This is a genomic window from Micromonospora sp. bgisy143 (genome assembly GCF_057708145.1).
Map to the genome: position 1 here is coordinate 94,638 of NZ_JBYIRN010000007.1, position 13,651 is coordinate 108,288.

A 13,651-nucleotide genomic window follows, 5' to 3' on the forward strand; every position below is an offset into this window, starting at 1 on the left:
TCCGGGGGCTGAATTTCCGGCCAATGGGCTGCGACGATCAGGGCATGACAACCGCCGAGGCGTACGTCGAGTTCGCCCGCCGCGAGGCGCACGGGGTCTCACCCACGTACGAGCGGCTGTCGTACGCCGTCGCCGACGACCACGACCTGCTCGCCCTCCTCGACGCGCTTCCGCCGGCCAAGCGCCAGCCGAACCTGCTGTACGGCGTGGTCCGCTGGCTGGGTGGTCCGGTCGACGACCCGGCCGCGTTCCACGACTACGTGCTGACCCACTGGCCGGCCATCGACACCGAGCTGCGGCGCAGGGCCACCCAGACGAACGAGGCCGGCCGGTGCGCGGTGCTGCTGCCGGTGCTCGCCGCGCTGCCGCAGCCCCTCGCCCTGCTGGAGGTCGGCGCGTCCGCCGGGCTCTGCCTCTACCCCGACCGGTACGCCTACCGGTACGGCGAGCACGAGGTAGGCGACGGAGAGCCGATCCTGGAGTGCGCGGCCGCTGGGTTGGTGCCGCCTCGGCGCGTACCCCGGGTGGTGTGGCGGGGTGGCCTCGACCTGAACCCGCTCGACGTGCGCGACCCCGACGACGTGTCCTGGTTGGACGCCCTGATCTGGTCGGAGCACGCGCACCGGCGGGCCCGGCTGCGCGCGGCGGCGGCGGTCGCCGCCGCCGATCCGCCGCTGCTGGTCCGGGGTGACCTGGTGGACGACCTGCCGGCGCTGGCCGCGCGGGCGCCGGCCGAGGCGACGCTCGTCATCTTCCACACGTCCGTGCTCTACCAGGTGCCCGCCGCGCGCCGGGACGCGTTCGTGCGGCTGGTCGGTGAGCTGCCGGGGCACTGGATCGCGAACGAGGCCCCGGAGGTGCTGCCCTACGAGGGGTTGCCCGACTCGCCGGACGCGGCGCTGCACAACGTCCTCGCACTCGACGGAAAGCCGCTGGCCTGGACCCGGGGCCACGGTCAGGCGATGACCTGGTTCGGCTGAGAGCCCGCCGCGACCGACATCCGGGCCCGCAGGGCCCGGATGAACCAGTCCACCGCCGGCGTGACCGCGCCACCGCCCGGCCAGCCGTTGATCACCGAGAGCAGGTCGAGGTAGCGGTCCCGGCGTGGGTCGTTGGCCAGCAGCAGCCGGTCCAGCAGCCGCTGGCGCAGGTCGGCGTCGTCGGACAGGCCGTGCCGGCGGGCGTACCGGCCGATGACCGCCGCGACCACCGGCTCGGCCTCGGGCCCAGCCGGATCGATACCGGCGGCCAGGGCTCCCGCCGCCCCGTCCCGAACCAGCGCGACGGCGTCCGGGCGGGGGAGACCGGGCACGTCGTTGTCGGTGGCGTGCTGGCGGGCGAGCCGCCGCATACTCGCCCGGAAGGTGGGATCCCGGCACAGCTCGGCCAACTCCACCCACGCCTGCACCTGCTCGGCGCTCGGGTCGTCGGGCAGCTCCGGTGTCATCGAGACGAGCACCCCGGGGTACGTCGGCGGGTCGCCGGTGAAGACGCTGGCCAGGAAGTCGTCGACCAGGTGCGCCCGTTCGCGGGCGGTGAGCTGGGCCAACCGGCGCAGGTCGGCCACCTCGGACGGGCCCGCCCCGCGCTTCGCCGCGACGGTCAGCACCGCCTGACGCAGCCGCAGCGCGCGGATCTGCGCCGCCAGCGCCTCGGCGTGCGTGGCGGCCACCTCGTGCAGCGGTACCTCGCGGTCCACCACGCGACGGATGGCGGCCAGGTCCACACCCAGGTCGCGCAACGTCCGGACCAGTTCCAGCCGGGCGACCGCCTCGGCGTCGAACAGGCGGTAGCCGGCCGGGCTCCGGTCCGTCGGCGGCACGATCCCGCTGTCGGCGTAGTACCGGATGGTCTTGACGCTCAGGCCGGTGCGTCGGGCCAGCTCGCCGATGGTGTACCGCTCGTCACCGCTCATGCCCTCACCCTCACGTCTCCCGCCACGGGAGACTCAAGCGGTGTCCCGCATCCGGCGCAGCGGCGAGCAGACCACGAACAGGCACGCGGCCCAGGTGCCCAGCACGCACACCCAGAGTGCGCCGCGCAGCCCCAGCGCGGTGCCGAGCGCGCCGCCGGTCAGCGCCCCCAGCGGGATCACACCGAAGCAGATCCAGAGAAACGCCGCGTTGACCCGGCCGAGGATCGCCGGTGGGGTGATCCGCTGCCGGTACGACATCGCCGCCACGTTGAACAGCACGGCGTTGGCCGAGAACGCGGCCAGCCCGACGCCGTAGAGCAGCAGTCCCCAACCGGGTCGGGCCAGCGGCATCAGCAGGTAGAACGGGCCTGGCACGGTCATCGCCACCCAGATCACCCGGGCCGAGCCGAGCCAGGCCGACAGCCGGGCGGCCAGCACCCCCACCACCAGCCCGCCGACAGCGCTCACCGAGAAGACCATCCCGACCTGCACCGGGGCGGCGTGCAGCTCGCGGACCAGGAAGGTCACCTCGATCGAGGCGGACGCCATCACCCAGAAGTTCGACCAGGTCGTGCAGGCCAGGATGCTCAGCAGGATGGGCTGCCGCCGGATGAAGCCGAGTCCGTCGGTCAACTCCACCCGCAGGGGTGCGCGGGTAGCCGGCTCGCGGCGTTCCGGCGCCTCCCGGATCAGGATCAGCGTCAACGCGCTGACCATGAAGGCGAGCCCGTTGGCCAGGAACGTGCGGGCCGCGCCCACCAGCCCGATCAACGCGCCGCTGATCGTCGGCCCGACCAGTTCGGCGGCGTCCTGACTGATGGTCAGCTTCGCGTTGCCGTCCATCAGGAGATCCGGCGGAACCAGCCGGGGCAGCAGGGTCTTGTACGCCACCGTGAACAGCACGGTGAGCACGCCACCGAGCCCCACCACCGCGTACAGGAAGGGCAGGGTGAGGTGGCCGACCAGCGCGGCCACCGGCAGAGACAGCAGGAGCGCGGCCCGACCCAGGTCGCACGCGATCATCAGCCGTCGCCGGTCGAGCCGGTCGGCGACGATGCCCGCCGGAAGCGAGAACAGCAGGTACGGCAGCCAGGCCAGGACGGTCAGCAGGGAGACCTGGAACACGCTGGCGTGCAGAGTGTCGGCGGCGAGCAGCGGCACCGCGACGTTGGCGATACGGGTGCCCAGCTCGCTGACCGTCTGACCGCCCCAGAGCAGCAGGAAGTTCCGGCTGCGCCACAGCGACGCGACCGCCGTCCCGGCCGTCGCGGACCGCTCCAGCTGCTGACGCACCGTCGTCGCCTGTCTCTGGGGATGGCACCACCGGGCGGCGGCCCGCGGACTCTACCGAGGCGACGTCTGGTCCGGCACGGCATTTGCGGCGGCCGTACGAGCCCCTCCTAGACTGCTGCGGATGAGCGGTGAGCGACGACCCCTGGCCGGCCGGCCGCTCACCGAGCCGCACCCGTCCCGCCTGCCGCCGGAGCACCCCGACCGGGCCCGGATCATCGCCGCGCACGACGCCGCGCTGGCCGCCGGAGAGGCCGGCTATCCCGACCCGGCGACGGGTCTGTTCGTGCTCAGCGCCGGCTTCCTGGCCCGTCGCGGCACATGCTGCGGGAGGGGTTGCCGGCACTGCCCGTACGTGGACGATCCACCCTCGGAATGAGGACTTCCGCCCGACCCGGACAACCCGTACGGTGTCCGACGGACATCCGGCGGGACCCCTTCCGCCGTCGGTCGGCGAGAGGGTGGAGCGTGCGCGGGCGGATCGTGGTCGCCGGGCTGGCGGGCCTGCTGGTGAGCGGCTGTGCCGCCGAGGCCGAGCCGGTGGCGGTGCCACCGCCGGCGCCGGTGGCCCTGGACGTGGCGGCGGCCTCGTCGGGTGGCGCCTGCCGGCTGCTGGATTTCGCGGTGATCGAAAAGGTCGTCAAGGTGCGCTTCGACGTGGCGGCGGCCAGCGAACGGAACGACACCCACACCTGCGTGGTCCGGGCCGAGCGTGCGGCGCTGCCGGAGCTGATGCTCAGCGTCTCCGAGACCAGCATCGACAAGGCCAGCTTCAGCGCGGACGTGGTGCCCGCCAAGGCGACGAAGGTCACCGGCCTGGGCCAGTTGGCGTACCGGCGTACCGCCGCCGCGGCCGGCGGGTACGGGCCGGTCGCCGAGGTCGGTTGGCTGGCCGGCGACGGACGCCTGGCCACCCTGACCTGGACCGGCGCGAAGGGGGCCGAGCGTGCGGCGGCCGACAAGATGGCCGGCGACCTGGTCGCGTTGGCCAAGAAGGTGGACACCCGGGCGCTGTGACGCCCGTCTCCGGTCAGCTGGCGGCGACGAAGACCCGGGAGGCGACCTCGCGGGGCAGCCGTACCCGGTCGCCGGAGCGGTCGATCGACACCCCGTCGCGCTCCTGCGCCACGGTCACCGTGGCACCCGGGTCGACACCGGCGGCGTGCAACTGGCGCAGCACGTCGGAGTCGGTCTGCACGCTCTCGCAGATCCGGCGGACCACGACCGGTCCGGAGAGCCCCGGGAAGGCCAGGTTGCGCTCGCCCTCACCGGCCTCGCTGACCTCCGCCTCGGGCGAGCCCAGCTCCTCCAGACCGGGGATCGGGTTGCCGTACGGCGAGCGGGTCGGCCGGTTGAGCAGGTCGTACACCCGCTTCTCGACGGCGTCGCTCATCACGTGCTCCCAGCGGCAGGCCTCCTCGTGGGCCTCCTCGTAGGGCATCCCGATGACGTTGACGAGCAGCAGCTCGGCGAGGCGGTGCTTGCGCATCACGGAGACGGCGGTGCCACGACCGAGCGCGGTGAGGGTCAGGTGCCGGTCGCCCTCGACGGTGAGCAGGCCGTCGCGCTCCATCCGGGCGACGGTCTGACTGACGGTGGGGCCGCTCTGCTTGAGGCGCTCGGCGATCCGGGCGCGTAGCGGCGGCACCCCCTCCTCCTCCAGCTCGAGGATGGTGCGCAGGTACATCTCGGTCGTGTCGACCAGATCGTGAGACTTCATAAGGTAAGCGGCCCTCCGACCAACGATGCTACCCTGCCGCCCGGCGAGCGACCGCTGCCGAATCGCCCCGGTGCTGACCGGATGGTGTTGGATGGTCGCCATGTCCGGTACCGAGGAGTTGCTCGTCGAGGCCGACCGGCTCGCCGCCGAGCTCGACCATGCCGACCCGCCCACTCTGCTCGACGTCCGCTGGCGGCTCACCGGCCCGCTCGGCCGCGACGACTACCTGGCCGGCCACCTGCCCGGCGCGGTCTTCGTCGACCTGGACACCGCGCTGTGCGGGCCGCCCGGCGTCGGCGGCCGGCACCCGCTGCCCGACCCGGGCGCGCTGCGGGGGGCGCTGCGGGCCGCCGGCGTCCGCGCCGGTCACCCCGTGGTGGTGTACGACGGCGGCGACGGCTTGGCCGCGGCCCGCGCCTGGTGGACGCTGCGGTGGGCCGGGCACCGGCCGGTACGCCTGCTGCACGGTGGGTTCCCGGCCTGGGTGGCCGCCGGGCAGCCGGTCTCCACCGAGGCGCCCACCCCGAGCCCCGGCGACGTCGAGGTGCGTCCCGGTGACCTGCCGGTGCTCGACGCCGCGCAGGCCGCCACCCTGGCCGCGGCCGACGACGCCGTGCTGCTCGACGTGCGTGCGGCGCCGCGCTTTCGGGGTGAGGTCGAACCGATCGACCCGGTCGCCGGTCACGTGCCCGGTGCGGCGAACCTGCCCGCCGGCGAGTACGTGGGCGCCGACGGGCGCTTCCCGGCCGCCAACGTGCTGCGCGAGCGGTTCGCCGCGGCGGGCGTGCACGGAGCGCGGCAGATCGGGGCGTACTGCGGCTCCGGCGTGACCGCCGCGCAGGCGGTCCTCGCGCTGCACCTGGCCGGCCGGCCGGACGCGGCGTTGTACGTCGGTTCGTGGAGCAACTGGGTCGCCGACCCGTCCCGGCCGGTCGCCACCGGATCGACACCAGAGCGCTGACCAGCGCGTGCGATGGGCCGGCGACGGTCCTCGTGCGACGATGGGCTCATGTCCGACGACACGGTGGTGGTGTGGGACCCGGCGCTGCTCGCCTACAACCTGGGTGACCATCCGCTCGACCCGGTCCGGGTGGAGTTGACCGTGGCGCTCGCCCAGGAGTTGGGCGTGCTGGCCCGTCCCGGTGTGCGCGTGGTCAAGCCGGAGCCCGCCGACGACGCCCTGCTGACCCGGGTGCACCACCCGGCGTACCTGGCCGCCGTACGGGCCGCGCCGCGCGATCCGCTGTTCGCCGGTTACGGGCTGGGCACCTCCGACAACCCGGTCTTCGACGGGATGCACGAGTCGAGCGCGTTGATCGCCGGCGCGACGGTGGCCGCGGCCGAGGCGGTCTGGCGGGGGGACGCCCGCCGGGCCGTCAACGTGGCGGGTGGCCTGCACCACGCGCTGCCCGCCCGGGCGTCCGGCTTCTGCGTCTACAACGACCCGGCGGTGGCCATCGCCCGCCTGCTCGACCTGGGCGCCGATCGGATCGCGTACGTCGACGTGGACGTGCACCACGGCGACGGGGTGCAGGAGATCTTCTGGGACGACCCGCGGGTGCTCACGGTCAGCCTGCACGAGACGCCGCTCGCGCTCTTCCCCGGCACCGGCTTCCCCGACGAGACCGGCGGGCCGGGGGCGCAGGGCAGCGCGGTGAACATGCCGTTGCCGCCGGGCGTCGACGACAGCGGCTGGCAGCGGGCGTTCCACGCGATCGTGCCGTCGGTGCTGCGCGCGTTCCGGCCGCAGGTGCTGGTGAGCCAGTGCGGCGCGGACGGGCACCGGCTCGATCCGCTGGCCGATCTGAACCTGACGGTGGACGGGCAGCGCGCCACCTACCTGGCGCTGCGGGCGCTCGCCGACGAGCTGTGCGAGGGCCGCTGGGTGGCCACCGGCGGCGGCGGGTACGCGTTGGTCGAGGCGGTGCCCCGGGCGTGGGCGCACCTGCTCGCCGTGGCGACCGGCGATCCGATCGACCCGGCGACGCTCACCCCGCTGGCCTGGCGGGAACTGGCGGCGGCACGTCGACCGGGCCGGGAGATCCCGCTGCGGATGACCGACGACGCCGACCCGTCGTACGAGCCGTGGCAGCCGACGGGTGAGCCGAACGCGGTGGACCGGGCGATCGCGGCGACCCGCAAGACCGTCTTCCCGCTGCTCGGGCTCGACCCGTACGACCCGCGGGACTGAGCCGGGCCGTTCTGCGGTGACGAGCGTGGACCAGACCGTCGACGTGCTGCTCAGCGATGGCAGCACCGTCCAGTTGCGGCAGATCGAGCCGAGCGACGCGCCGGGGATCGTGGCGATGCACAGCCGGTTCTCCGAGCGCACCCGCTACCTGCGGTACTTCTCGCCGTACCCGCGCATTCCGGAGCGGGATCTGATCCGGTTCGTGACGGTCGACCACCACGACCGGGAGGCGTTCGTGGTGCTGGCCGCCGACCGGATCGTCGCGGTCGGCCGGTACGAGCGGCTCGGCCCGCAGGCGCCGGAGGCGGAGGTGGCCTTCGTCGTGGAGGACGCCTTCCAGGGCCGCGGGATCGGTTCGGTGTTGATGGAGCACCTGGCCGACGCCGCCCGGCGCAACGGCATCATGAGCTTCGTCGCCGAGGTGCTGCCGGCCAACGGGACGATGCTGCGGGTCTTCGCCGACTTCGGCTACCAGGTCCAGCGCGCGTACGCCGACGGCGTGGTACACCTCAGCTTCCCGATCGCCCCGACCGAGGCCACCCTTGAGGTGCAGCGCGGCCGCGAGCACCGCACCGAGGCGCGTTCGATCGCCCGGCTGCTCGCTCCGCGCGGCATCGCCGTCTACGGCGCGAGCGCCACCGGCCAGGGCGTCGGCGCGGCGGTGCTCGGGCACCTGCGCGACGGCGGTTTCACCGGTTCGGTGGTGCCGGTGCATCCGAGCGCGGCGACGGTGGCCGGGCTGCCCGCGTACCCCCGTGCTGTCGACGCCGGCGTGGCGGTGGACCTGGCGGTGGTGGCGGTCCCGCCGGAGGCGGCGACCGGGGTGGTCGCCGACGCGGCCGCCGCCGGGGCGCACGGCCTCGTCGTGATCTCGGCCGGCTTCGCCGAGGCCGGACCGGAGGGCGCGGCCACCCAGCGGGCGCTGGTCCGCGCGGCGCACACCGCGGGCATGCGGGTCGTCGGCCCGAACTGTCTGGGCGTGGCCAACACCGATCCGACGGTACGCCTCAACGCCACGCTCGCGCCGGCGCTGCCGCCGGCCGGTCGGGTCGGCATCTTCAGCCAGTCCGGCGCGTTCGGGGTGGCGCTGCTCGCCGAGGCGGACCGGCGTGGCCTCGGCCTGTCCAGCTTCGTCTCGGCCGGCAACCGGGCCGACGTCTCCGGCAACGACCTGTTGCAGTACTGGCAGGACGACCCCGGCACCGACGTGATCATGCTGTATCTGGAGACGTTCGGTAACCCGCGCAAGTTCGCCCGGCTGGCCCGGCGGATCGGCCGCGCCAAACCGGTGGTGGCGCTCGCCTCGCCGGCCCGCCCGCCCGGGGTCGGTGACGCTGCCGGCCCGGACGAGGTGGCGGTGGCCGCGCTCTTCGCCCAGTCCGGGGTGATCCGGGTGGACACCGTGGCGGAGCTGCTCGACGTGGGGGTGCTGCTGGCCAACCAGCCGCTGCCGACGGGCGGTCGGGTCGGTGTGGTCGGCAACTCCTCGGCGCTGACCGGGTTGGCGGCCACGGCCTGCGTCGGGCAGGGCCTGACCGTCGCCGACGGCTATCCCCGCGACGTCGGGCCGAGCGCCGGCGCCGCCGAGTTCGCCACCGCACTCGCCGAGACGGCCGGCGACGACCGGGTGGACGCCCTCGTCGTGGTCTTCGCCCCACCGCTGGCCGGACAACGCACCGATGTGGACGCCGACGTCACCGCCGCGCTGCCGGCGGCCCTCGCCCTGGGCAAACCGACGGTGGCGACGTTCCTGGTCGGCCGGCTGCCGGCCGGGGTGCCCGCGTACGGCGGGGTGGAGGAGGCCGTGCGCGCCCTCGCCCGGGTGCACCGGTACGCGCGGTGGCTGGACCGCCCGTCCGGCGTGGCACCCGAGCTGCCCGGGATCGGCCGGGACGCCGCACAGGCCGCGCTGCGCGCCGACCCGGCCGACGCGGCGGCGCTGCTGGCCGCGTACGGCATCGAGACCGTGCCCTCGAAGCCGGCGGCCACGGTCGACGCGGCGGCCGAGGCGGCGGCGCGGGTGGGTTTCCCGGTGGCGCTCAAGGCCGCCGATCCCGGACTCCGGCACCGGCTCGACCTGGGCGCGGTCCGTCTCGACCTGCGCGACGAGGCGGACGTGCGCCGCGCGTACACCGAGCTGGCCGCCGACTTCGGCGCGGACGTGCTGGTGCAGCCGATGGTCCCGCCCGGGGTGGCCTGCGTGGTGGAGCTGGTGGAGGACCCGGCGTTCGGGCCGGTGGTCGGCTTCGGTCTCGGCGGCGTCGCCACCGACCTGCTCGGGGACCGGGCCTGGCGGGCGGTACCGCTCACCGACACCGACGCCGCCGAGTTGGTCGACGAACCGCGCGCGGCCCCGTTGTTGCGGGGGCACCGGGGCGCCGCGCCGGTGGACCGCGCCGCCCTGGCCGACCTGCTGCTGCGGGTTGGTCAGCTCGCCGACGAGCAGCCCCGGGTGCGTTCGGTGACCCTCAACCCGGTGCTCGCCCGCCCGGACGGCATCTCGGTCCTGCACGCCCAGGTACGCGTCGGCGGCGTGGCCGCCCGCCCCGACACCGGCCCCCGGCGGCTGTGAGGCTGCACCGGCCCCCGGCGGCTCTGCGGGCGCGCGCCGGTCAGGCGCGGCTGGAGATCTGTTGTACGCCCCAGGTGTTGCCGTCCGGGTCGGCGAAGAAGACGAAGCCGACATTGTCCAGCGGGTCGGGCACCGGTTCGGGGTTGACGCCCACCACCTGGATCTCGCTGACCTCCACCCCCCGCTCGACCAGCTCGGCGTGGGCGCGCTTCAGGTCGGGCACCACGAGCTGCAAGCCCTTGAGCGAGCCCGGCGGCATCTCCGGCACGACGCCCTTGCCGATGACGATCGAGCAGCCGGAACCGGGCGGGGTCAGCTGCACGATGCGCGCGTCGTCGCCGATCACGGTGTCGTGGTCGACGGCGAAGCCGAGCTGGTCGGCGTAGAACCCCTTCGCCCGGTCCACATCCGACACGGGCACGATCACGACTTCCAACGTCCAGTTCACGGGTGCCCTCTCGTCGGGTGTGTGCAGTCAACCATCCGGGCAGCAGGGAAGGCCCCGGCGAACCGCCGGGGCCTTCCAGGAATGTGGACGTGTCAGCAGGCGTACGCCTCCAGGCGCTGGGCCCGCTCGGGCGCGCGCAGCTTGAGCAGCGTCACCTTCTCGATCTGCCGGATGCGCTCGCGGGACAGGCCGAACTCCCGGCCGACCTCGTCCAGGGTGCGCTGCCGGCCGTCGTCCAGCCCGAACCGGAGCCGGATGACCGCCTGCTCCCGCTGCGACAGCGTAGCCAGCACGATGCTCACCTCGTTGCGCAGCTCGCCCTGTGCGGCCCCCTCGCCGGGGTCGGTACGCGGGTCCACGGCGGCCACGAAGTCGCCGAGCGCGCTCTCCCCGTCGTCGCCGACGGCCTGGTCCAGACTGACCGGCTCCCGGTCGTACGAGATGAGTTCGATGACCTGGAACTCGGGGATCTCCAGGGCACGGGCGACCTCGCCGACGCTGGGCTCGCGGCCCAGCGTGACCGCCAGCTCGCGGCGGGCCCGGACCATCCGGTTGACCTGCTCGACCATGTGCACCGGGATGCGGATGGTGCGGGCCTGGTCGGCCATGGCGCGGGTGATGGCCTGCCGGATCCACCAGGTGGCGTACGTGGAGAACTTGTAACCCTTGGCGTAGTCGAACTTCTCCACCGCCCGGATGAGACCGAGGTTGCCCTCCTGGATCAGGTCGAGGAAGGCCATCCCGCGTCCGGTGTAGCGCTTGGCGATGCTGACCACCAGCCGCAGGTTCGCCTCCAGCAGGTGGTCCTTGGCGGCGCGACCCTCGGCGACGATCAGCTCCAGGTCGGACCGCAGCTCCTCCGAGACCGGAGTGCAGGTGGCGAGCTTCTCCTCGGCGAACAGGCCGGCCTCGACCCGTCGGGCCAGGTCCACCTCCTGCGCGGCGGTCAGCAACTTCGTCCGGCCGATCCCGTTGAGATACGCCCGGACCAGGTCGGTGGAGATGCCACGCTCGTCGGTGGCGTCCAGGTCGGTGAGGGCGTCGGTCTCGGTGCTGGTAGCCGGGCGCGTCCGGTGTTCCGTCATCTGCAGGACCATCTCTGTCTCCCCGTATCCACGTCTGTGCCGTGTCTCCGGCCCAGTGGTGCCGGTGTGAAACACAGCTTGGCGGGCAGGACGTGAAACGGGAGTGAGCTGATCGCGGACCCGACAGCAATCCCGCAGGATCGCCCCAAAAAACTGTCACCAGACCGCTTGCCGCCCACCCACCCGGCCCACCCCGGCCCGCGCCCACCCCGGCCGGCCCCGCCCCGCCCGCCCCGCCCTCGGCCCCGGTGATCAAGAGGTTCGCGTCAAGAACCGCGCGTAATTTGACGCGAACCTCTTGATCAACGCCGGAAGGGGGTGGGGCAGGTGGAGGGGTGGGGGGTGGAGGGGGTGGGGTTAGAGGTCTAGGAGGATGGTTTTCGGGCCTGTGTTGGTGCTTTCGACGAGCATGTGGGTGCGGAAGCGGCCGGTCTCGACCTTCGCGCCACGGTCGCGGAGCGCTTGCACGACCGCGTTCACCAGGGGTTCGGCCACCTCGGCGGGGGCTGCTGCCGTCCAACTCGGACGGCGGCCCTTGCGGGCGTCGCCGTAGAGGGTGAACTGGCTGACCACCAGGATCGGCGCCCCGACGTCGGCGGCGGACCGCTCGTCGTCCAGGATCCGCAGCTCGTGCACCTTGCGGGCCATCGTCGCGGCGGTCTCGGCGGTGTCGGTGTGCGTCACGCCGAGCAGCACCAGCAGGCCGTTCTCGATCGCACCGACCACCTCGTCGTCCACCGTCACCCGGGCCCGTTCGACCGTCTGCACCACCGCCCGCATCAGCGCACCCCCGCCGACCCGAGCACCCCCGCCGACCCGAGCACCAGCGCCGACCCGAGCACCAGCGCCGACCCGAGCACCAGCGCCGCCGGCGGCACCAACGCGGGAATGCGGGACGCCGCCGGCACCGCGTGGGTCGGCGGCCTCACGCCGTCACCGGCTCGATGAAGCCGCGCTCGACCAGGTGCGCGACGATCGGGCCGGCGGCCTCGGCCAGTTCGTCGGGTTCCACGTCGTGGGCCGCCGCGAGCAGGGCGAGCTGGTCGCGCAGCGGTAGGCGACCGTCCGCCCCGCCGACCAGCGCCAGCACCAACGGGTCGATCTCCTCGGTCCAGCGCAGGCCGTGCGGCATCGCGAGCACCTGCCGGTCCACCGCCCAGCCCTCGTCACCCATGGTGGCCTCCTGGCGGAGCTGGAGACCGTCGGCGGCCCGGTAGCGCTCGGCGAGCAACGCCTCGGTGTCGCGTACCCGCAGAAAGTCCTGGCGGTCGAACCAGGCGCCGATCTGGTCGCCCAGCGGCGGCTGGACCCGCTGGCGCAGGTCCTCCACGCGGACCACCGGATCGGCGTGCCCGCCACGGCGCAGCGAGACGATTCCGAAGCCGATCGCCTCGATCTTGTGCTGGTCGAACCAGTCCAGCCAGACGGCCGCCCGCTGCGGGTCGGCGCCCTCACCGACGTCGGTGAGCCACAGGTCGACGTACGCCATTGGGTCGGCAACCTCGCGCTGGATCACCCAGGCGTCCAGGCCGGTACCGGCGAACCAGCCGGCGACTCGCTCGTCCCACTCCTCGCCGGCGACGTGCACCCAGTTCGCCAGGTACTGCATGGTGCCGCCCTCGGTGAGCAGGCCGGGGGCGGCGGCGGCCAGCTCGGCGGCGATGGCGTCACCCACCCGCCCCGAGTCGCGGTAGACGTGCGTGGTGGTGCCGGGGCCGACCACGAACGGCGGGTTGCTCACCACCAGGTCGAACCGGCGGCCGGCCACCGGTGCGACCATGTCGCCGCGCAGCAGCTCCCAGTCCTGGCCGTTGAGGGCGGCGTTCGTGGCGGCGAAGCGCAGGGCCCGCTCGGAGAGGTCCGTGGCGGTCACCGTGTCGGCGTGGGTGGCGAGGTGCAGGGCCTGGACGCCGGAACCGGTGCCCAGGTCCAGCGCCGCGCCGACGGGCCGGCGCACGGTCGCCCCGATCAGGGTGTGGGTGGCGCCGCCGATGCCGAGCACGTGTTCGGCATGCAGCGGTCGACCCGGCCGGGCGCTGGCCGGCACGTCGGCGAGGACCCACCAGTCGTCGCCGTACGGCTCCAGGTCGACGCCGGCGCGCAGGCCCTCGTCGTACCGCTCGACGAGCCCGCCAGCCAGCGCCTCGTCGAGCCCCAACGGGGCCAGCGCGGCGGCGACGGCGTCCTCCGGCTCGGTCTGGTCGCAGATGAACAGCCGGATCAGCGTGGCGAGCGGATCGCGGTCCTCGGTGGCGCGCAGCGCGGCCCGGTAGTCGTTGCGCGCCACCGAGGCGGTGGCCTGCGGGCCGAGCCGTTCGGCGATGCCGTTGCTGGTGAACCCGGCCCGGGTCAGCGCGGTCCGCAGCGCGTCGACGCCGGCGGGGGAGAGCAGCATGTCGTATTCGTCCACGTCGCCATCCTGCCCCGCGT

The 13,651-nt window shown here is 74.0% G+C and carries 14 protein-coding genes; 6 read left to right on the forward strand and 8 right to left on the reverse strand.

All coding sequences use genetic code 11. The features are described 5' to 3' along the window. Nucleotides 1–44: 44 nt before the first annotated feature. Nucleotides 45–980 (forward strand): DUF2332 family protein, encoded by a 936-nt coding sequence (locus AC3EN4_RS11725; RefSeq protein ID WP_435205951.1) that lies wholly within the window; start codon nucleotides 45–47, stop codon nucleotides 978–980. Here the strand turns inward: AC3EN4_RS11725 and AC3EN4_RS11730 are convergent. Both AC3EN4_RS11730 and AC3EN4_RS11735 read right to left on the reverse strand, forming a co-directional pair. Then, entirely contained in the window at nucleotides 956–1,915 is a 960-nt protein-coding gene (locus AC3EN4_RS11730) for a MerR family transcriptional regulator (protein WP_435205952.1), read from the reverse strand. The two genes, AC3EN4_RS11725 and AC3EN4_RS11730, sit on opposite strands and share 25 nt — an antisense overlap. Before the next feature lie 33 nt (nucleotides 1,916–1,948). Beyond that, complete coding sequence (locus AC3EN4_RS11735) at nucleotides 1,949–3,208, reverse strand: MFS transporter (RefSeq protein ID WP_435205953.1); 1,260 nt, start codon at nucleotides 3,206–3,208, stop codon at nucleotides 1,949–1,951. Nucleotides 3,209–3,329: 121 nt separating this feature from the next. Here AC3EN4_RS11735 and AC3EN4_RS11740 point away from each other — a divergent pair, with 121 nt between their 5' ends. Further along, complete coding sequence (locus tag AC3EN4_RS11740) at nucleotides 3,330–3,584, forward strand: DUF5522 domain-containing protein (protein WP_435205954.1); 255 nt, start codon at nucleotides 3,330–3,332, stop codon at nucleotides 3,582–3,584. Between the two features lie 89 nt (nucleotides 3,585–3,673). Further along, the gene (locus AC3EN4_RS11745) at nucleotides 3,674–4,222 is read left to right on the forward strand and encodes a hypothetical protein (protein WP_435205955.1); all 549 of its coding nucleotides are present in this window, start codon (nucleotides 3,674–3,676) and stop codon (nucleotides 4,220–4,222) included. A 13-nt stretch (nucleotides 4,223–4,235) separates the two neighbouring features. Here AC3EN4_RS11745 and AC3EN4_RS11750 read toward each other — a convergent pair whose 3' ends face one another. Further along, a complete protein-coding gene (locus AC3EN4_RS11750) occupies nucleotides 4,236–4,925 on the reverse strand; it encodes an iron-dependent transcriptional repressor DtxR (RefSeq protein WP_422738932.1) in 690 nt (229 codons plus the stop codon). Between the two features lie 100 nt (nucleotides 4,926–5,025). On the opposite strand from AC3EN4_RS11750, the gene AC3EN4_RS11755 reads away from it, so the two are divergent. The 3 genes from AC3EN4_RS11755 to AC3EN4_RS11765 are packed head-to-tail and all read left to right on the forward strand — an operon-like array spanning nucleotide 5,026 to nucleotide 9,688. Then, nucleotides 5,026–5,886 carry a sulfurtransferase gene (locus tag AC3EN4_RS11755; RefSeq protein WP_435205956.1) on the forward strand — a complete coding sequence of 287 codons (861 nt, stop codon included), beginning with the start codon at nucleotides 5,026–5,028 and terminating at the stop codon, nucleotides 5,884–5,886. Between the two features lie 48 nt (nucleotides 5,887–5,934). Continuing rightward, complete coding sequence (locus tag AC3EN4_RS11760; protein WP_435205957.1) at nucleotides 5,935–7,116, forward strand: acetoin utilization protein AcuC; 1,182 nt, start codon at nucleotides 5,935–5,937, stop codon at nucleotides 7,114–7,116. Nucleotides 7,117–7,132: 16 nt separating this feature from the next. Next, complete coding sequence (locus tag AC3EN4_RS11765; RefSeq protein WP_435205958.1) at nucleotides 7,133–9,688, forward strand: bifunctional acetate--CoA ligase family protein/GNAT family N-acetyltransferase; 2,556 nt, start codon at nucleotides 7,133–7,135, stop codon at nucleotides 9,686–9,688. 40 nt (nucleotides 9,689–9,728) lie between these two features. Here the strand turns inward: AC3EN4_RS11765 and AC3EN4_RS11770 are convergent, their stop codons facing one another. The 5 genes from AC3EN4_RS11770 to AC3EN4_RS11790 all read right to left on the reverse strand — a co-directional run bounded on the left by AC3EN4_RS11770 (nucleotide 9,729) and on the right by AC3EN4_RS11790 (nucleotide 13,631). Continuing rightward, nucleotides 9,729–10,136 carry a VOC family protein gene (locus AC3EN4_RS11770; protein WP_435205959.1) on the reverse strand — a complete coding sequence of 136 codons (408 nt, stop codon included), beginning with the start codon at nucleotides 10,134–10,136 and terminating at the stop codon, nucleotides 9,729–9,731. Nucleotides 10,137–10,228: 92 nt separating this feature from the next. Then, nucleotides 10,229–11,233 (reverse strand): RNA polymerase sigma factor SigB, encoded by a 1,005-nt coding sequence (sigB, locus tag AC3EN4_RS11775; protein WP_435205960.1) that lies wholly within the window; start codon nucleotides 11,231–11,233, stop codon nucleotides 10,229–10,231. 345 nt (nucleotides 11,234–11,578) lie between these two features. Then, nucleotides 11,579–12,001 carry a D-aminoacyl-tRNA deacylase gene (dtd, locus tag AC3EN4_RS11780; RefSeq protein WP_435205961.1) on the reverse strand — a complete coding sequence of 141 codons (423 nt, stop codon included), beginning with the start codon at nucleotides 11,999–12,001 and terminating at the stop codon, nucleotides 11,579–11,581. Beyond that, complete coding sequence (locus AC3EN4_RS11785; RefSeq protein WP_435205962.1) at nucleotides 12,001–12,150, reverse strand: hypothetical protein; 150 nt, start codon at nucleotides 12,148–12,150, stop codon at nucleotides 12,001–12,003. The genes dtd and AC3EN4_RS11785 overlap by 1 nt, the downstream gene beginning before the upstream one ends. Further along, nucleotides 12,147–13,631, reverse strand: a complete 1,485-nt coding sequence (locus tag AC3EN4_RS11790) for a DUF7782 domain-containing protein (RefSeq protein ID WP_435205963.1) — start codon at nucleotides 13,629–13,631, stop codon at nucleotides 12,147–12,149. The genes AC3EN4_RS11785 and AC3EN4_RS11790 overlap by 4 nt, the downstream gene beginning before the upstream one ends. Nucleotides 13,632–13,651: the final 20 nt, after the last annotated feature.